The 19,588-nt window shown below is 42.4% G+C and carries 17 protein-coding genes; 7 read left to right on the top strand and 10 right to left on the bottom strand.

Annotated features, from left to right (window positions below):
- Positions 1-352: 352 nt before the first annotated feature.
- The 4 genes from BUC10_RS12465 (at position 353) to BUC10_RS12450 (ending at position 6,353) form a co-directional block, all read left to right on the top strand.
- Positions 353-1,282 carry a DUF3078 domain-containing protein gene (locus BUC10_RS12465; protein ID WP_073180051.1) on the top strand — a complete coding sequence of 310 codons (930 nt, stop codon included), beginning with the start codon at positions 353-355 and terminating at the stop codon, positions 1,280-1,282.
- Positions 1,283-1,847: 565 nt separating this feature from the next.
- Positions 1,848-4,781 (top strand): tetratricopeptide repeat protein, encoded by a 2,934-nt coding sequence (locus BUC10_RS12460; protein WP_073180048.1) that lies wholly within the window; start codon positions 1,848-1,850, stop codon positions 4,779-4,781.
- Between the two features lie 142 nt (positions 4,782-4,923).
- Positions 4,924-5,895 (top strand): carboxypeptidase-like regulatory domain-containing protein, encoded by a 972-nt coding sequence (locus BUC10_RS12455; protein ID WP_073180046.1) that lies wholly within the window; start codon positions 4,924-4,926, stop codon positions 5,893-5,895.
- 35 nt (positions 5,896-5,930) lie between these two features.
- Positions 5,931-6,353 (top strand): hypothetical protein, encoded by a 423-nt coding sequence (locus tag BUC10_RS12450; RefSeq protein ID WP_073180044.1) that lies wholly within the window; start codon positions 5,931-5,933, stop codon positions 6,351-6,353.
- 7 nt (positions 6,354-6,360) lie between these two features.
- On the opposite strand, the gene hflX is transcribed toward BUC10_RS12450, so the two are convergent.
- Complete coding sequence (gene hflX / locus BUC10_RS12445) at positions 6,361-7,572, bottom strand: GTPase HflX (protein ID WP_073180041.1); 1,212 nt, start codon at positions 7,570-7,572, stop codon at positions 6,361-6,363.
- Between the two features lie 94 nt (positions 7,573-7,666).
- On the opposite strand from hflX, the gene BUC10_RS12440 reads away from it, so the two are divergent.
- Together BUC10_RS12440 and BUC10_RS12435 are read left to right on the top strand one after the other, a co-directional pair.
- Positions 7,667-8,611, top strand: a complete 945-nt coding sequence (locus BUC10_RS12440) for an endonuclease/exonuclease/phosphatase family protein (protein ID WP_313785889.1) — start codon at positions 7,667-7,669, stop codon at positions 8,609-8,611.
- Between the two features lie 160 nt (positions 8,612-8,771).
- Positions 8,772-10,964, top strand: a complete 2,193-nt coding sequence (locus BUC10_RS12435; RefSeq protein ID WP_073180039.1) for a S8 family serine peptidase — start codon at positions 8,772-8,774, stop codon at positions 10,962-10,964.
- 12 nt (positions 10,965-10,976) lie between these two features.
- Here the strand turns inward: BUC10_RS12435 and BUC10_RS12430 are convergent, their stop codons facing one another.
- Positions 10,977-11,690, bottom strand: coding sequence for a 3'-5' exonuclease (locus BUC10_RS12430; protein WP_073180037.1), 714 nt, complete (start codon positions 11,688-11,690; stop codon positions 10,977-10,979).
- A gap of 81 nt (positions 11,691-11,771) precedes the next feature.
- Between BUC10_RS12430 and BUC10_RS12425 the strand changes: the two genes are divergently transcribed.
- On the top strand, positions 11,772-12,875 hold the full coding sequence (locus tag BUC10_RS12425) for a hypothetical protein (RefSeq protein ID WP_073180035.1): 1,104 nt from the start codon (positions 11,772-11,774) through the stop codon (positions 12,873-12,875).
- Here the strand turns inward: BUC10_RS12425 and BUC10_RS12420 are convergent.
- The 8 genes from BUC10_RS12420 to BUC10_RS12385 are packed head-to-tail and all read right to left on the bottom strand — an operon-like array spanning position 12,872 to position 19,584.
- Positions 12,872-13,342: a methylated-DNA--[protein]-cysteine S-methyltransferase gene (locus tag BUC10_RS12420; RefSeq protein ID WP_073180033.1), complete on the bottom strand. Its 471-nt coding sequence runs from the start codon at positions 13,340-13,342 to the stop codon at positions 12,872-12,874. The genes BUC10_RS12425 and BUC10_RS12420 overlap by 4 nt on opposite strands.
- A complete protein-coding gene (locus tag BUC10_RS12415; RefSeq protein WP_073180031.1) occupies positions 13,342-14,463 on the bottom strand; it encodes a CNNM domain-containing protein in 1,122 nt (373 codons plus the stop codon). The genes BUC10_RS12420 and BUC10_RS12415 overlap by 1 nt, the downstream gene beginning before the upstream one ends.
- Positions 14,464-14,500: 37 nt before the next feature.
- The gene (locus BUC10_RS12410) at positions 14,501-15,823 is read right to left on the bottom strand and encodes a serine hydrolase domain-containing protein (RefSeq protein WP_073180029.1); all 1,323 of its coding nucleotides are present in this window, start codon (positions 15,821-15,823) and stop codon (positions 14,501-14,503) included.
- Positions 15,824-15,832: 9 nt separating this feature from the next.
- Complete coding sequence (hemB, locus tag BUC10_RS12405) at positions 15,833-16,822, bottom strand: porphobilinogen synthase (protein WP_073180027.1); 990 nt, start codon at positions 16,820-16,822, stop codon at positions 15,833-15,835.
- A gap of 6 nt (positions 16,823-16,828) precedes the next feature.
- Positions 16,829-17,617 (bottom strand): PhzF family phenazine biosynthesis protein, encoded by a 789-nt coding sequence (locus tag BUC10_RS12400; RefSeq protein ID WP_073180025.1) that lies wholly within the window; start codon positions 17,615-17,617, stop codon positions 16,829-16,831.
- A gap of 16 nt (positions 17,618-17,633) precedes the next feature.
- Complete coding sequence (gene hemF / locus BUC10_RS12395; RefSeq protein ID WP_073180023.1) at positions 17,634-18,536, bottom strand: oxygen-dependent coproporphyrinogen oxidase; 903 nt, start codon at positions 18,534-18,536, stop codon at positions 17,634-17,636.
- Positions 18,533-19,027, bottom strand: coding sequence for a DUF6973 domain-containing protein (locus BUC10_RS12390; protein WP_073180021.1), 495 nt, complete (start codon positions 19,025-19,027; stop codon positions 18,533-18,535). The genes hemF and BUC10_RS12390 overlap by 4 nt, the downstream gene beginning before the upstream one ends.
- The gene (locus tag BUC10_RS12385) at positions 19,024-19,584 is read right to left on the bottom strand and encodes a GNAT family N-acetyltransferase (RefSeq protein ID WP_245812823.1); all 561 of its coding nucleotides are present in this window, start codon (positions 19,582-19,584) and stop codon (positions 19,024-19,026) included. The genes BUC10_RS12390 and BUC10_RS12385 overlap by 4 nt, the downstream gene beginning before the upstream one ends.
- Positions 19,585-19,588 lie beyond the last annotated feature (4 nt).

Here is a 19,588-nt window from a genome sequence, read left to right as displayed (position 1 = left end):
GAAAATGGGAAATTGAAAATTGTTCTATTAGTAGTCAGTAGTCAGTAGTCAGTAGTCAGTAGTCAGTAGTCAGTGGTCAGTGGTCAGTGGTCAAAGTTCAGTAATCAGAAATCAGTGGTTGGGAATTAGGCATTGAACTTAGATTTGAGCTTGTTTTCTTGTGGATTAATGGTAAAAGGTAATTGGTGTGGAATTGAAAATTGTTTTGTTATTAGAACTCAGAACTCAGAACTCAGAACTCAGAACTCAGAACTCAGAACTCAGAACTCAGAACTCAGAACTCAGAACTCAGAACTCGGTTATTCAATGTGACATTTCTTACTTTTGGGGTCTAAGCATTAAACTCCATACTATGAAAAGACTACTTTTTGCCATGGCAATTTTTGCCTGTGCATTGGGCACCGCCCAAACAGCTGAGGAAATCAAGTCCGAGATGGGACCAAAGAAAGATTCCATTGCCGCTATCCAAGGAAGGGTAAATGCCCTTCAGGCCCAATTGGATGCCTTGCCCGGTTGGAAAATCGGTGCTTTCGGGACCATCGGTGGGAGCCTTTCCAACTTTAATAATTGGTTTGCCCAAGGGATTCCCAATAACAACTCAGGATCTATTGGATTTACGGTAAATGCCTTCGCCAACCAACAAGAGGAGAAATTCTTCTGGCGCAACGCGGCCAATATTAACCTGAACTGGGTAAAATTGGACGACAAGGATGACCCCACAGATGATGACGGGTTTAGGGAATCTACCGATGTATTTAATATTTCTTCCCTTTACGGATGGAAGTTGAGCGATAAGTTTGCCATTTCCGCCCTTGGGGAATATAGGACAACGCTTTTGAGCAACTTCAACGATCCTGGTTATTTGGATCTTGGGGTAGGGGGCACCTGGACACCCATTACAGATTTGGTAGTGGTGATCCATCCTTTGAACTACAATTTTGTGTTCAGTGATGAGGATACCATTTTCAATTCTTCTTTGGGAGCCAAGATTGTTGCAGACTATACCAAAAAACTGGGACCGGTGAGCTTTAAGAGTAATCTGTCCATGTTTCAGAGTTATGAAAGTGGCGACCTGAGCAACTGGACCTGGACCAACTCTTTTGCCTACACTTTATGGAAGGTCATTGGTGTTGGTTTTGATTTTGGTTTGCGGAACAACAAACAGGAGACCCTCAACTATATTGTGAACAACGCTCCGGTTACCGATCCAACAGCTACATTTGACACCATAGATAACGAGCTGCAAACCTATTGGACCTTTGGGTTGAGCTATTCGTTTTAGGCTAAGGCACAGGAACATTCGATTTCAACGTCAGTTCGAGTGTTACAAATTTTATTTGAAACGTATCGAGAACTGAAGCGTAACTTTTTTCCTGAGCAGACCTTATGATTTGACACAAATTTCACGAATTTACTCACTCTCATAAGCTTCTACAATCAAAAAAGCCCTCGAACTCGAGGGCTTTTTTGTGGGGTTATTTTACTAATTTGGGGTGTTTTGTGTACCAAGGTCTAAGTAGGTTAAGCTTATGGAAGACCAGGTTGTAACACTAACACTTAAAAACAATATGAAAGTAGTTTTTCTGTTGCTAGTGCCTAAACTTTTGTTGTGAACTTTCAAAAAGTTGTGGTAGAAAAGTTAAGGTTTTCCGTTCATCGAAGAAGGGTGCAATTTATCCGGAATTTAAAAAAAGGAAACCCTTGGTTTGAACGCACTATTAAAACGTTAAAAAGTATGATTGTTATGATTTGAAACTCCTGTATTAGCTATAAGCGGATTTTTCTGTCAAATTAGTTGACTGAAAACCATCTTAAAAAGGTACCTTTAATAGCTTAGTATTTTGGAGATGAAACAATTAGCTCTCCCCCTTTTAATTTTTTGCACCTCCTTCCTGTTTTCACAGTCAAAAATTGACAGCCTGCAAAAAGCTCTTGATGAAGCTTCCCAGGACAGTGTAAAAGTAAAGTTGCTACACCAACTTTATTTTCAATATGAAAACAAGGAGCCCAAGAAAGCACGCAATATGGCTTTGGAGGCCTTGCGCATCAGCTCAGAACTGCCAATAGTTAAATTAAGATCAGCGAGTTACGCCATTTATGGGGATTACCTCTATACCCAGTCCAGCTTTGATTCATCCATAGTAATGTATAAAACCGCAAGGAACTTGGCCAAAGAAATTGACTGGATCCAAGGGGAAATGGACGCATTATTTGGTCTGGGCAATGTGTACTACCGTAAGGGTAATTTTGAGGAAGCGAAAAAAACCCATGAACAAAAACTAAAAATGGCCGAGGAGTTGGGGGATAGGGAAAGCGTCGCTGGATCCTACAACAGTCTTGGACTTATTTGTTCCGAACAAGGTGAAATGACCCAGGCCATGGAGTATTTTATTGCATCTTCCAAGATTTATAAGGAAGTGGGGCATTTAAGAAATTACTCAATTACCCTTATGAGCATTGGTATGGCCCATAGGCAATTGGGAAATTATGATAAATCGAAATGGTATTATTTACAAAGTGACAGCATCAGTACCCTTTTAAAGAATGACTTAGGAAGGGCCTATGTCTACCATAACCTGGCCATTATTAACAAAAATACAGGTGAATTGGATGAGGCCACACTATATAATGATAAGGCCTTGGTGCTTTTCACCAAATTGGGGGACCGTAAAAAGGTTGGTGAACTCCATTATAATCAAGGAAGCATCTTTTTAGAAAAGAAGGCTTTTAAGAAAGCGGTGGATGCCTACCAAAAGTCTCTTGGAGTTTCAGTGGTCACGAACGATTCCATGATGATTGCTTTTTCCAACTGTGCTATTGGTCAGAGTTATATGTTGAGCAATGATTTCAAAAATGCTATTGAATATTTAAAAAGTGCTGTGGAAATTTCAGAGCGGATAGGGCTATTTCCAATTGAGATGGACGCGTATGAATATCTTTCCGAGACTTATGGAAAAACTGGGGATTTTGAACAGGCATATCAAAGTAGAACAAAATATTCAATATTAAAGGACAGCCTGTTCACCAGGGAAAAACGGGAACTTGCCAATGAAATTGAAGCCAGATACCAAAATGAGGAAAAGACAAAAGAAATTGCCTTGTTGGAATCCCAAAAAAAGTTACAGGCTTTGCAACTTACCCAAAGAGTGAATGAGCGAAATGCCATTGTTGCCTTCACCATAATTTTGCTTTTACTTGCCGGATTGCTCTACAATCAGTATCGGATCAAGCAAAAAACCTATAAAGAACTCAGAGAATTGGACGAACTAAAATCAAATTTCTTTGCGAACATTTCGCATGAGTTCAGAACACCTTTAACCTTGATAAAGGGACCTATTGAACAGCTAGAACAAAATCCTGGTGCGGGACTTGGAATGGAGAGTATTAAGATGATTAGACGAAACACCAATAAGGTGCTTCAGCTGGTTAATCAGTTATTGGATTTGTCTAAGATTGACAAGGGTAAGTTGGAGTTGGAGCAGACTGAGGGCGATGTGTTTAAATGTCTGAGAGGAGCCGCATCCTCTTTTAGTTCCCATGCCGCGCAAAGAGGGATTGATTATAAAATCCAGATTCCCCGGGAATTCCTATGGGCTTCTTTTGATCGTGATAAATTGGAGAAAATTGTTTACAACCTTCTCGGCAATGCCTTTAAATTCAGCGATGATGAAAGCATCATTTCATTTGTTTCCAGCTATACTGATGGAGAACTTCGAATCTTGGTCTCGGATACAGGCAGGGGTATCCCAGAGGATAAAATCCCCTTTATTTTTGATAGATTTTATCAGGTGTACCAAGGAGCAACCAGAGAATATGAAGGCTCGGGGATAGGACTTTCACTATCTAAGGAATTGGTGGCATTAATGGACGGAACCATTACGGCCTCAAGTGAAGTAAACAAGGGAACAATTTTTACCATAGCCTTGCCCATTCAAAAAATAAGACCAGGAAACTTAAAGGATAAAAGTACCCGGACAAACAATCAGCTTGACCAAAAAAAGAAACCCTATGAATTTCAAACCAAGGCTGTAGAAACTTCGCCAAAAATTTTATTGGTAGAGGATAATCCAGATATGTCTTACTTTATAAAAGAACATCTTCAAGGTATATATCGTATTAAAGAAGCCAAAAACGGAAAAATTGGGTTGGCCCAGGCGACCAAGTACGCTCCAGATTTAATCATTACCGATGTGATGATGCCCGAAATGGACGGAGTAGAACTTTGCCATCGGTTAAAGTCCAATTTTGATACAAGCCATATTCCCTTGATAATGTTAACGGCGAAAGCGGGGATTGAAAACAAAATTGAAGGCTTGGAAATAGGTGCGGACGATTATTTGACCAAACCTTTTGACCCCAAGGAACTTTTGGCCCGTGTTAAAAATTTGATCGGGCAGCGAATAAAACTTAGAGAACGGTTTGCGCAAACCGCATCCAGAATACACCCAAAAGAAATAGCAACTTCCTCTTTGGACCAAGCCTTTTTGGAAGATTTGTTGCAGCTCCTTGAACAAGAATATTCCAATTCCAGTTTTGGCGCTCCTGAAATGCAAGCAACTCTTGGTTTAAGCAAAACCCAATTACACCGCAAGCTAAAAGCCCTTACCGGAGAATCCCCTGGGGAACTACTTCGAAATTTTCGGATAAAAAGAGCGGCACAATTGCTTAGACAAAAGGCGGATACCGTTACTCAAATTGCTTATGCTGTTGGCTTTAACAACCTTTCTTATTTTGCTAAGTGCTTTAAGGAACTCTACGGGGTTTCGCCATCCAACTACTGATTTGCAAGAGATTGTCCAAATACATTAGTTCTGGAACCTTGGTGTTAGCATATGGAACCCCAATTATAGTATTGCGTTTAGCGTCCCACTAGTTTTGTATTACAAAAATGTTCTCCATTTTTTTTAATACAAAATAGAAGCTATGAATACACATGAACACTTAATGGTTGGGGAGCTTGAAAAGTATTTTTTTAGGATTTTCCTAATCACAACGGTGACTGTAGCCTTACTTTTTGGTGGCGGCTGCGATAAATCTGATAACCCACCACTTGCTGAAAATCCTGGATCTGTTTCTGGTGTGGTGAAGGATGAGGATGGCAATGTTTATCCAGAAGTGGAGATAAGTCTTATTAAAGGAGACGAAACCTTGAATGGAGTAACTGATACCCAAGGAAAATTCCTGATCAAGGCTAAATTTAATGGAAGCCATGAGCTTAAGCTAAAAGTGCCTCTTTCCAGTAAGGTGGTTTCTGGAGAGGTGGTTCCTGTGACTATTTCGGAAGGTCAGGTTTCCAATGTGGATTTTATTATCCAACCGCAACCTATTGAAGCTCACCTGAATTTTGGAAGCGTTCAGATTTTGGAGGAAATAGTTGATGCAGATGGGAATACGCCAACGGCCTCCAATGAACGCCTCTATGCCGCAAACATTTTTGACCCACCACTCGGAAAGTTAACAGCAATAAAGGCTCCAGATGACCATCATGTTACTTTGTCCGAATTCAGAATGGCTAAAGGGGAATTGATGGTAAGTTGTAATGGAAGCAGTGCCCAAATTCATATTATGCTGGAGGGGATGATTCCCAATGGCACATATACCTTTTGGTTGGCTTATCTAAACAAAACCAAGAAAGTTGGCGAAAATATTGACTTCGTTAATGACTTTGTTTTCAGAACAAACCCGCCGATAGGGGCGTCCAATGGTACCGAAAATATTGCAATATCGGATGCTCAAGGTGTCATAGACATTGTTTTGGTACATTCATCTTGCATTCTCACCAATCAACCCGCCTTGGTAATACCTGTATTATACCATATCAATGGAAAAACCTTTGGTGGTGGGCATGTTCCGGATGAGGAGGAAATGGTCCACCTGCTAGTTTATTTTCAATAACCCATATTCCGTTTAATCACACAAAATTCTCGAAAATGAAAATAGTAAAACATATTGCAATTTGGGGGAGTACAATACTTCTCTTTGCGAACTGTAGTAAGGATGATGAAGGCACTAAGCTTTCAATAACCGCAAATACGCAAACTTTTGAAGTGAATGGAATCAATAATTGCAATACCTCCAGCGGCACTGGCAGTACGTTTGTTATGACCATCCCCTATACAGCTTCAGAGGAGGTAAGCATTGATAGGCTGCAGATTACCACAAAAGTATCTGATGGAGGATCAGAAAGTAAGACAAATACCCAGTTCACGGATAATGGCAGCACCATTGTTTGGGCGTCTTGCTTTAGATTTGGTTCCCAAGATTGGGTGGAGTACGAGGTACGGCTGGAAGGAGGAGGTTCCTCCAGCAATGCAGCAACCATTAGAATAGACAAACCCAACGGAGCGGATTGAGCGGGACCTAATACTGATCCAGATGTTCTGGGTATAAGAAGTTGTTATAAGGGAAACGGGTCACATGGATATCACGGACCTCATTGTAGACCCGTTTTCTAAATTCATCCAGATTTTCCTTGTTGAGTGCAGAGATAAAAAGTGCTCGATCTCCAATTTTGCTGAACCATGTTTTTTTCCATTCCTCAATGGTAAAATGAGAACTGGTTTTTTCGGTGATCAAGTCGTCCTCTTCCAAAATTTCAGGTTGATACTTATCAATCTTGTTAAAGACCATAATGGTCTTTTTGTCCACACTTTTGATCTCATCCAAGATTTTGTTCACGGAATCAATATGCTCTTCAAAATTGGGATGGGAGATATCCACCACATGCAAAAGCAAGTCGGCCTCACGGACTTCATCCAAGGTACTTTTAAAACTTTCCACCAATTGGGTAGGCAACTTGCGGATGAATCCTACCGTATCGCTCAATAAAAAAGGAAGGTTGCCAATGACCACTTTGCGGACGGTGGTGTCCAGGGTGGCAAAGAGCTTGTTTTCAGCGAACACATCGCTCTTACTGATCACGTTCATTAGGGTGGACTTGCCCACATTGGTATACCCTACCAACGCCACGCGGACCAAAGCGCCGCGGTTACCCCTTTGGGTTTCCATTTGGCGATCAATTTTTGATAGCTTCTTTTTCAGCAGGGCAATCCGGTCACGAACAATTCGCCTATCGGTTTCAATTTCTGTTTCCCCGGGCCCGCGCATTCCAATACCACCTCGTTGTCTTTCCAAGTGGGTCCAAAGTCCCGTCAAGCGAGGCAGAAGGTATTCATATTGTGCCAGTTCTACTTGAGTACGGGCATAGCTGGTCTTGGCCCGTTGCGCGAAAATGTCCAAGATTAAACTGGTGCGGTCAAGGATTTTGCACTTTAGGAGTTTCTCAATGTTATTCTGTTGGGCAGGGGAAAGCTCATCGTCAAAAATAACGGAACCGATTTCGTTTTCCTTTACGTAGTGCTGAACCTCTTCCATCTTCCCGCTACCGATATAGGTCTTTGGGTTGGGCACTTCCACCCTTTGGGTGAAGCGTTTGGTAACCTCCCCGCCGGCCGTATAGGTAAGGAATTCAAGTTCGTCCAAATATTCCTTCACTTTGTGCTCGTCCTGATCTCGGTTCATAACCCCAATGAGGACCGCCTTTTCATAGTCTATTGACTTCTTCTCTAGCATCAAATCAAATAAAGTGCAAATCTAATCAATGTTTTGGAAGGTGTTTTTTGTACTTTGTGTTTTTCATACTGTTATAGCCATAAATGCCATTGTTTTGAAAAACCAGGAAGATCAATTTACCATTGCCTTTTATAATCTGGAGAATTTTTTTGATGCTCAGGACGACCCACATACCCTGGATGACGATTTTACCCCAGAAGGAAGGAAGAAGTGGAGTTCTTCCAGATTTCGGAAAAAAGCCAAGAAATTGGCACGAACCATTTCTTTGATCGGTCAGGATCACAGTACCATTCCCCCAGTTTTGGTCGGGGTGGCCGAAGTAGAGAACAAAAAGGCACTGAACAAGGTGTTGGAGGGCAAAGCGTTGAGCGATTGGGATTATGATTATGTACATTTCAATTCTCCAGATGAACGGGGTATTGATACTGCCCTGTTTTATCTGAAGTCCCATTTTACAGTTTTAAATGCTGAAATTCTTCCCTTGCTAATCTCGGATGAAGATGGGGATAGGGATTTTACACGGGACATATTATATGTGCATGGGCGATTGCACCAGGAGGAACTGCATGTATTTGTGAACCATTGGCCCTCCAGAAGAGCAGGCACGGATGAGACCGAATACAAGCGTGTCAAGGCGGCAGAAACTGTTCTGGGTAAGGTAGCAAGGTTGGAAGGAGAGCAACTTAATATAATTATTATGGGGGATTTTAATGACGACCCCAACTCGCAAAGTATTCAAACCCTAATGGATTCGGGCCAATTTATTAACCCTATGCAGCAGTTGTTGTCCCCGTCATCGGGCAGTGCCAATTACAAGGGGGAATGGAGTTTGTTCGACCAAATTATTGTTTCCCATAGCTTTCTGAATTATGAGAAAGGAACCCACAGTTTTAAAAAGGCCAAAGTTTTTGCCCCTAAATTTTTGAAGGAATGGAACGGCAAATACAAAGGGAATCCATTTCGGACTTTCGTGGGTAAAAAGTACTTGGGAGGGTATAGTGATCATTTTCCGGTCTACATTGTGGTGAAGGAAAATTGACAAAATCTAACAGAAAGAAAAATACTACACCACAATTATTTAAGCTTTCACAACAGCTCGTCTTCAATGAGCGTGTAATTCATCGAAATAAAAGGGTTTTTTATCGATGAATTTATCATCAAATCTATTTTTGTAGTCCAAATCTTACTTAACCAATATTATGGACTGCAAAAAACCTACTTGGGCAACAGGCATTTTTTCATCCCTGATTTTTTTCCTTTTTTCCTTCTTTCTTGGTTATGGTCAATCCAAAGACCAAAGAGAAATTATACGTTCCTCCTATGACCACCAAAGGATAGACCGGTTGATATCCGAGTTTGCCACAGAGCAACAAACGAAGGAAAGTAAAATTAGGCAGTTCCAATCCAAGGGGTGGAGAAGTCTGGAAAAGTTTAGAGATGGGACGGTTGTGGCCCTTAAAGATGTTGGCTCCGATGGGACACCGCTTTTTTATACCACTTTGAACGACCCTACCCGACAAACCTCAAGAGCCCATACCCTTTATTCTGACGGATTGTTGGATTTAGGCCTGGACGGAACGGGCATGTCCGTAGGGGTATGGGATGCGGGAGTGGCTTTGACATCACATCAAGAATTCAATGGCAGGGCAACTGACAATGATGGTTCCGCAGAAGTAGGTCCACATGCCACGATGGTTACAGGGCACTTGATTTCCCAAGGAGTAAAACCCAATGCCAAAGGAGTTGCCTATGGTTCGGAAGCCCTGACCCATAACTGGACACGGGATAAGATAGAAGCAACCGAAGCTGCTGCCAATGGACTTTTGCTGAGCAATCACTCGTATGGAATAAAATCGGACCGCGTCCCGGATTGGTATTTTGGAGCTTATATCAAAGTATCGCAGGATTGGGACAAGATCATGTACAGTGCACCTTATTACCTCATGGTGACCGCAGCCGGTAACTCCCAGAGATCTTTGGACAATGAAACACCCATATACGGAACCAATGCAGATGGTTTTGATTTGTTGTTGGGCTTTACCACTTCTAAAAATGGGCTTACGATTGCAGGTGCCAATACCAAAATTGGGAGTAAGGGAGAACTGCAACAAGCACAAGTGGCCAGCTATAGCAGTCTAGGTCCAGTTGATGATGGAAGAATAAAACCTGACCTGGCCGGAGATGGTTCCTCCATTTTATCCACCTCCTCTGAGACCAACACTAGCTACGATGCTTCGGCAGGGACCTCCTTGGCCGCTCCGGGGGTTACGGGTTCATTGTTATTGCTTCAGCAATATCATGAAGAACTTTTTGGAACGTATATGAAAGCAGCGACCCTAAAAGGATTGGCCTTGCATACGGCTGATGATGTGGACGCGCCTGGTCCAGATTATAAAATGGGATGGGGAGTGATGAATGCTAAGGCAGCAGCGGAATTACTTCAGGATAAGGAATACTCGAGCCTTGTTCAAGAAGAGCGTCTGGAAGAAGGGAACACCTTTTCCATTACGTTGAAAGCAAGAAAAAATGAAACCCTTACAGCCTCCATTTCTTGGACCGACCCAGAAGGGGAGTATATCAATAGAGGAGAGATGAACAACCAAACGACTGCGCTGACCAATGATTTGGACATTCGTATTACCAAGGATGGAGAAACCTACTTTCCTTGGAAACTAAATCCATCCCGAGCTGGTGATGCCGCCATCAAAGGGGATAACCTGGTAGATCCATACGAACGTATTCAGATTGAAAATGCGGAAGGGGAGTATACTATCACTATTTCACATAAAGGCGGCCTAAGGGATGGATTTCAGGATTTTTCATTGCTGGTTTCTGGAGCTCAGGTTTCGGCTTGTAGTATTGAAGTTCCTGAAGAATTGGATTTGTTTTCCGCTAGCGAAGAGGGGGTAACTCTTTTTTGGAATGCAACTGAAGATACCTTGTACGAATTGCAGTACCGTACTTTTAATCAAGCTGAGTGGCAATCCACAATGCTTTGGGAAAGTCAAGCAGAGCTTTCCAACTTGGCCGTTGGACAAATCTATGAGGCCCGGCTACGATCCATTTGTACCGAGAGTGCAGTATCTGAGTTTTCGGATGAGATTCAGTTTGAGTTCAAGGGAGAGGAAACGGAACTCATGACTTATGAAACTTTAGGTGTTGGGGAGGAGCTTCATCTAACGGTTTTTCCAAATCCAGCTGTGGAACGCATCACTGTGGATGCCAAACTTTCAGAATTTGCCCAATATTCCATCGTGACCACTGCAGGAAATATTATTAAAAAAGGTAAGGCGAGAGGGGCCATAGATGTTTCTTGTTTAGCTTCCGGCCTTTACGTTTTGGTGGTGCAGGACCATACCGGGGTTATGAGCACCAAGTTTTATAAAAGCTAGTTAGTTGTTTTCTTATACCTTTTTAATCTCTGCGTCCGCCAACAATTCTTCATTTCTCAGTTTTAGAAATACTTGGGCGGTGGTTATGACATCCAATTCGCAATAGGAAACAATCCGGTCCAAATCATTGTCCTTATAATACACTTCCCGCACCATGCTGCCATCCATATCTTCTTTGGGAGAAGGAACACCTAAAACATGTGCCATGAGTTTGAGGGATGTAAAATGCTTATAGTCCCCAAATTTCCAGAGTTCCATGGTATCCAAGTGTGGGACTTCCCAGGGCTTTTTTCCAAATAGATCCAGTTTATAGGGAAGATTGATTCCATGGATAACCATTCTCCGTGCGATGTAGGGAAAATCAAATTCCTTCCCATTATGCGCGCAAAGCAGATGTTTAGCTTGATTGAAATGTTCTTTCAATAACTGTTTGAACTGTTTTAGTAGATGAACCTCATCCCCGTGAAAAGAGGTGACCCTGAAATTTCTAGTTTCCCCTTTGAAGGTAAAATAGCCAACTGAAATACAGATGATTTTACCGAATTCGGCCCAAATACCAGCCCTTTGGTAGAAATCTTCTGCAGAAATCTCATCCTTTCGCTGGTATTGTGTCTTCTGGCCCCAGAGTTCTTGGCCCACTTCATTCAACTTGGAGAAGTCGGGTTCCTGAGGTACGGTTTCAATGTCCAAAAACAGGATATGTTCTAGGTTAAGTTTGTATAGCATGCAGATAAAATACTAATTTCTAGGACACAAAATAAGGGTGATCTAATAAATCGTATCTTGTAATTGATAAATGCTTTGAAATTGAAAAATTGGATTGGGTTGACCTTGGCTTTATGCCTTATGGGTTGCTCTTCGGATGACCCACAAACCGAAGCCAGTGATACGCCCCAGGTGCAGTCTTTTGTTGCTATTGGCGAAGATTTGGAAAACGTATACCAGTACACTTTTGATGCAGCTTCGGAAACAGGTTCCAGTATAAGCCTTACCTCGGAATTGGGGATTGCCCCAAACTATTTGACCCTTCGCCAAATAGAGGATTTCTTGTCGTTCTATACATTTTCTAACGGCTCTTTTTCTTTGGCAACCAAAAGTTTGGGAAGTGGAGCAGTGGGCAGTAACCCCAATTTTTACACGGCTACCTCGGATAAATCCATAACATGGGGAATCAACTCCGAGGCCAAGGTGTATTTCGGATATTTTGACCCCTTTGGTTCAAGAAATTTAGGGATACTTGAAATGGATTTGGACGGTGCGAACGAGAAGGACACCACTATTGATTTTAACGTTGAAGCTGCCTACCAACCTTTTCTTTACGATGGGATTCTATATGTTTCGTTTAAGGATAATTTAGGAAACTATAAGCTGGCTACTTATAATACATTTGAAGGTGCATTGGGCCCCGTTCTAAATTTTGGAACAGTCCCATTTAGTTTTTTGATTTCGGAGGATGGAGATTTGGCCGTTTTTAAGTATGAGGCTGAACCACTGTTGGAATTTTATGATGCCAAAAGTTTAACCTTTTTGGAAAACAGAACCTTAGACAGGAATTTTGGTTTTGCGCTGGGCCCTGTTTCCGATGCGTTTTTGGTGGCTGACAAACTGTATTTCAATATTATATACCCCCAACCCTCTCGATTTGCCAGTGGACCGGCCATTTATGATACCAATACTCAGGAAATTACTTTGCCAGATTTATTCGGACGAGGCAATGAAGTGGAACAGGAGTTGGGCCAAAGCATTCAACTCACTACCCAGGTTTACAGCGTATCTAAAGAAGTGTTTTTGATTGGATATGCTACTTTGGGTACCGAGGTTTTGGGTGGGGTAATGCAAATGTCCCCAGAAGGAGAACTTTTGGGCAACGTAACCATGCCCTTCTTTCCAAACTATTTTGTGCGGGATTAAAACAAGGACTGTTGCTGTGATGGGCTTTCATGCTCCAGCAGCCATTTTTTGCGGTGAAGTCCGCCGGCATATCCAGTAAGACTTCCATCACTGCCAATTACCCTATGGCATGGGACTATGATCCAAAGTGGATTTTTACCGTTTGCAGCGGCTACCGCGCGAATTGCTTTTGGGTCTCCCAGTTGCTTGGAAAGTTCCATATATGAAACTGTTTTTCCGAAGGGAATTTCCAAGAGTTTGGCCCACACTTTTTTTTGAAAATCCGTGCCGGAGGGGTTCAATTTTAGGTCGAATACTTTTCTTTTTCCATCAAAATATTCACTAAACTGATACACCGCATCCTTTAGTGCTTCCGGAATAGTTCCAATTGGTATTTTTTCGCTCAGAACACTAACTTCGGATAAGCCATTGTTGTCACCAACAAACTTTGAAGTTCCTATAGGTGTTTGTAAATAAGCGACTTCCATTAGTTTACTTCATCTGAATCTTCAATAATTCCAAGACGCTTTGCTCTGGACTCCCAGGTCCTCCTTGCTAGTACCTGAAGGTCTTCAACATTGTCACTTTCATCCATGATCTCCAATCCTAGAAGGGTCTCTATTACATCCTCTTGGGTAACCAGTCCGCTAATGGAACCATATTCGTCAACTACTAGTGAAATGTGCTCCCGTTGTTCTACAAACTTTTCGAATAGCTCTGGAATTGGCTTATTGCGTTTGGTGATCAGGATTTCTCTTTTTATGGTCTTTAAGGGTTCCTTACCTTTCTTGTTTATGATCGCCTCCAAAAGCTCATCCTTTAGAAAGAAACCTGTAATATTGTCCATTCCATTTTCGTACAATGGAATTCTGGAGAAACGCAAAGGACGGTTAGCTTCGAAAAATTCTTGAATGGTGGTATCGGCAGAGGCAATTTTCATGACCGTTCGGGGTGTCATCACGTCCTTGGCCAATATTTCATCGAAACGTAACAGGTTTTTGATCACCTTGGATTCAGACTCTTGAAAAACACCTTCTTCATGGGCAATATCGGTCATGGCTGTGAAATCTTCCCTGCTCAGCACGCTCCCATGATGTCCCTTTTTTCCTATGAGTTTGGTGAAAAGTTGCAGCAACCATAAGAGTCCTGTCCACTTCAATATAAAAACCATGATGTTCAGGGCCTTGGCCGTAAAATTGGCCAGTTGCTTCCAATAGGTGGCGCCAATAGTCTTTGGGATGATTTCTGATGCTACCAAAATAAGGATGGTCATGACCGAGGAAACTATTCCGACCATTAAGTCTTCGGTAAATTCTAACCCTAAAAAAGTTTGGGGTTTGGATCCGTATATATCCGCGTAGGCGACTTTAGCTTGTACCCCGACCAAAATGGCACCAACCGTGTGTGCTATGGTATTTAGGGTCAATATGGCAATGAGTGGTTTGTCCACATCTTTTTTCAAGTTTTCCAGATCAGCCGCGTATTCCTTTCCTTCTTGTTTTTTTACATTGACAAAGGTTGGGGTGATACTCAATAAAACGGCTTCCAAAATAGAACAGAGAAATGAAAAGAAGATGGAAATAAAAGCGTAGAAAAGTAGAATGCCCATAGGTGATATCTAGTTGCACTAAGGTAACGAATACGAATTAATTTTGAACTTCCAGGCGCTTGAATGCATTGTAAAAGGTGTGCTGCAATGCGGTTCTGATGTTCAATTCATATAACTTTCGGTGGGTTCTGGACGGGTAAACCCTATTGGAAAGAAAAATAAATACCAATTGGTTTTCCGGATCTGCCCAGATAAAAGTCCCAGTAAAACCAGCATGTCCAAAGCTTTTAGGACTCGCTAAGGGAGAAGGATAGGCTTGGGCCACATCCAAGGTGTCATTGCCCAATAGCGGCTTATCGAACCCTAACCCTCGGCGGTTTTCATTTTCTGGAAACTGCACTTTGATGAACTCTTTGACCACTTCTTCTGAAATCAATTGCTGATTGCCTACTTTACCAAAATTTTGATATAGCAGCATCAATTTGGCCAAATCTTCCGCGGTTCCAAAGAGTCCTGCGTTACCGGAAACCCCTCCCAAGAGCGCTGCATTTTCATCATGCACCCAATCACGAGTCAGGGTTTTTCTAAAGAAGGTATCCACCTCCGTGGGGACTATGTTGTTCGGATAGTCCTTTTTGGAAGGATTGAAGCCTAAGGTTTCGCATCCCAATGGCTTGTAGAAATGTTGCCTCAAATAGGTTTCGTAATCCATGCCGGTTAATTGTTCGATTAACTGTGGGAAAATAAGAAATGTAAGACCGGAGTATTTATAGGTTTTATCTGGAGACACCTTTGAGCGATTAATGATGCGGTGGACCTTGTTTCGGAACCTATTTTTGATAAAGAGCCCATCGTAAACCGTTTTGTTGAATTTTTTTGAAGGACTCGTTCGGATAAATCTTTTTTTGATTTTATCATCTTTCATGACCCGGTTCAAAAAAATGATATAAGGAGTCAACCCGGCCTGATGGCTCAGAATTTCACGCAGGGTAAGATCTTTTTTGTCCTTTCTTTTGGCCCAAGCTTTCCAATAGTTGCTGAACGGGGCATCCAAATCCAGCTTTCCTTCATCCACCAGCTTCATTATGGCAGGCAGCGGAGCGGTTATTTTGGTTACCGAGGCCAAATCATAGATATCAGTTGGCCCAACGGCCTGAACGCTATCATAAGTATGAAATCCAAAGGCTTTATGAAAAACAACCTGATTATTCTTGGAAACTAGCACTTGAGCTCCTGGAAACGCCTCTTGCCTTATGCCCAAGGTCATAATAGAATCCACCTGCTGGTTGATGCGTGCTTCATCCAGTCCCATTTCAGAAAGGGTGGAGTAGGACAGCTGGTTTTGGGCAAGGCCGGTTTGCAGAACAATCAAAAATCCAAATAAAAAAAAGCGGAGGTCATTTAAGGCGCCGGAAATCATATCCCAAAGTTAACCCATTACCCGGATAAAATCCTTAGCGAAATAACTTGCGATAATATTGGCTCCCGCTCTTTTAATGGAAATCAATTGTTCCATCATCACCGAATCGTGGTCCAGCCAACCTTTTTCAGCTGCTGCCTTTAACATGGCGTATTCCCCGGATACTTGATATACGGCAACCGGAACATCAACTTCATTTTTTATTTCACGGACAATGTCCAGATAAGGCAATCCAGGTTTTACCATCACAATATCGGCCCCTTCGTCCACATCCATTTGCGTCTCACGGATGGCTTCAAATCGGTTTGCAAAGTCCATTTGATAGCTCTTCTTGTCCTTAGGGACATTTGCAATATCCACTGGAGCGGAATCCAACGCATCCCTAAACGGTCCGTAAAAACCACTAGCATATTTTGCGGAATAACTCATAATTCCGGTGTGCTGAAAACCCTCATCTTCCAAGGCTTCACGAATGGTAAGGATTCGCCCGTCCATCATATCACTTGGGGCAACGAAATCAGCACCCGCTTGGGCATGGGAGACACTCATTTCGGCAAGTACCTCGGCGGTTTCATCATTCAGGATTTGACCCTCGGCAACAATACCATCATGGCCGTAGGATGAAAAAGGGTCTAATGCCACATCCGTCATGACCAACATTTCTGGACAACTGTTTTTTATGGTTTTTATGGCACGCTGCATCAAGCCATCAGGATTAAGCGCCTCTGTACCCTTATTGTCTTTAAGCTCGTCAGGAACTTTCACAAAAAGTAGCACGGCACAAAATCCCATTTTCCAAAGCTCCAATACTTCGGTTTCCAAATGATCGAGACTCATGCGATAGTAATTGGGCATGGATGGGATTTCTTCCTTGACTCCCTTCCCCTCGACCACAAAAAGAGGCACCAAAAAATCATCTGGGGTGATTACGGTTTCGCGGACCAATCTTCTGATGGAAGCAGATGTGCGCAGTCGTCTATTTCTTATAAGTGGGTACATTTTTATTTAGATTTCGATTTCTCCGATTAAATAGGGAACAGCTTTTCCCGAAATTTTGACACGATCTCCCAAAAACTCACATAGCAAATCTCCTCCTCTTGGTGAGAGTTGTTTTGCAGTTAGTTTGGTTTTGTTCAACACTTTGGACCAATAGGGTGTTAGTGTGGTATGGGCTGAACCAGTCACAGGGTCCTCCGGGATACCGCATTGGGGAAAAAATGCCCTGGATACAAAGTCAACGGAATCGCCGGGCGCCGAAACAATAACACCTCTACAATCCAATTGATCCAGTAAATGGAAATTGGGTTTCATGGCCTCAATTTCTGCTTGGGAATTATAAATTAAAAGATAATCTGTTTTGCCCTTAATGGTTTTCAGCGGGGTAAGGCCTATGGCATTGTTGACTTCAATCATACTGCGAATGGAAACCGTTTCATCCGTTGGGAAATCCAAAGTCATAAGGCCATTGGACTCCCTTTCCACGAAGAGCTGACCACTTCTAGGCGAATAAAACTGAATGGTATTTTCTGTAACGCCATGATAATGAAACAAAACATAGGCAGTTGCCAAAGTGGCATGGCCGCATAGGTCCACCTCTGTCTCTGGCGTGAACCATCGCAGTTCAAAAATGTTGTTTTTTTGAACCGTAAATGCGGTTTCTGCCAAATTGTTTTCTTGTGCGATTTTTTGCATCAAATCTGAATCTAGCCATGAGTCCAACAAGCAAACTGCGGCTGGATTTCCTTTGAAAACCCGATCAGCGAACGCATCAATTTGGTATAAAGTCAGTTTCATGATCTAAAACTACGGATTAAACCCATTCTTTAGGATTTTGGAGTACTTCAATTAGCTCTTCCTCCTCGCTTCCTGGTGCCGGATGATGGTCATATTTCCATTGCACATGGGGCGGTAAGCTCATCAATATACTTTCTATTCGCCCATTGGTTCGCAATCCGAACAAAGTGCCCTTGTCATGAACCAAATTGAATTCCACATAGCGTCCCCTTCTAATCTCCTGCCAGTCCCTATGTTTTTGATTGTATTCAAGCTTTTTTCGCTTTTCAACTATAGGTACATATGCCTCCAAGAAGCTATCACCGACCTCGGTTACAAAACTATACCAGTTTTGCATGGAAATTTCTTCGGTGGCCTTGCAATAATCAAAGAATAGCCCTCCGACTCCTCTGGCCTCGTTTCTGTGTGCATTCCAAAAATATTCATCGCAGCGCTTTTTGTAGTGCGGATAAAAATTGGGGTTATGCGCATCGCAGGCTTTTTTGCAAATGGCATGAAAATGTATCGCATCCTCTTCAAACAAAAAATAGGGGGTAAGGTCCTGACCGCCACCAAACCATTGATCCACAATGGCACCGTCCTTATCATACATTTCAAAATAACGCCAATTGGCATGCACGGTAGGTACCATGGGGTTTTTGGGATGGATTACCAAGCTAAGTCCACAGGCAAAGAAATCGGCATCTTTCACACCAAAATACTGCTGCATGCTTTGCGGAAGTGCACCGTGCACAGCCGAAATATTGACTCCACCTTTTTCAAAAACCTGTCCGTTCTCAATCACTCTGGTTCTTCCTCCACCACCTTCCGGGCGTTCCCATAAATCTTGTTGGAATTTTGCCTTACCGTCAACCTCCTCCAGTTTGGAAGTAATGGTATCCTGCAATTTTTGGATGTACGTATAGAACTTGTCCTTCATGTTTCGTCTGCGATATGAATGAGATGATATCTTAGTTTGTGCAGGTCTGAATCTGAATCAACCTTTATGGAACTTAGCGTCATTTGTTGCAGCAATTGAACCATCTGAAGTTCGTTTTTCGCGGGATGTTTCTCAAAAAGAAACCGACCCACCTCGTTGTTGTGCAAATCCATTTGTTGGGCCAGCTCCCAATTTGGAAACGCCTCTTCATGCCAATCGGTAATTTTGCAGGTCCATTCGAGTACTTTTTCCCTATTTTTTCGAAGCCTAAAGCATGCTTTGGCAATCAAGTAATTCCATAACGCGTGCCTGAAGGCATTTGCAGGACCATTTTTATAATGATCTCGTTGGTATAAGTCCGTGGAAATTTTCATGCACCTTTTTGTAGCCGATAGGGTTGGTAAAACGAACCGTGGAAATTGCAGGCCCAGCTTTGCCAAACGGGCAATGCTTCTTGCGCTTAACCTTCTAAGAATTCTAACGAACTTCATTTTTCGTCAGTTTGGGCCGGTAGGCCGGCCAATTCGTATAACTCCATGTCCAATACTTCACCTGAACCTGTGGTGTGGTCATTGGGAAGTTGCCTCACCCACGTAAACCCGTTTTTCTCGGCAACTCTTATGCTTGCAAGATTGGAGTCGTGCACCACAATCTGAAGCGTTTTTAGCCCATGGGCAAAACTCCATGACACCAGTTCTTTTATTGCCCTGCCCATGATACCTTTTCCTTCGTATCGGTAACTCATGCAATAGGCCAATTCACCTTGGTTTAAATCCTTTGCAAGATCTTTTATGTAGACAAAGCCTATGATGGTTCTCCCTGAATTTTCTTTGATGGTAAAAAGAAACTCATGTCCTTGTCGAAAGGCTTTTGTCTTTGCCCCAACGAACAATTCCGAAAGGGTGGGAGTCAGGTTTTGTTCCAGTGTTTTCGGAAAATAGGTCTTTAAGCGCTCCGAATTGGAAACCACAAAATCGCATAGTCGCCATGCATCCTTCTCTTGGATGGGGCTTATGCTGTAATTTTCAAATTCGATTGTGCTTGCCAAAGGA

The organism is Flagellimonas flava (genome assembly GCF_900129665.1).
In the GTDB taxonomy this organism is placed as follows: Bacteria; Bacteroidota; Bacteroidia; order Flavobacteriales; family Flavobacteriaceae; genus Flagellimonas; species Flagellimonas flava.
Note: the sequence above shows the minus strand (reverse complement) of the source record. Positions and strands in the feature narration are given on the sequence as shown.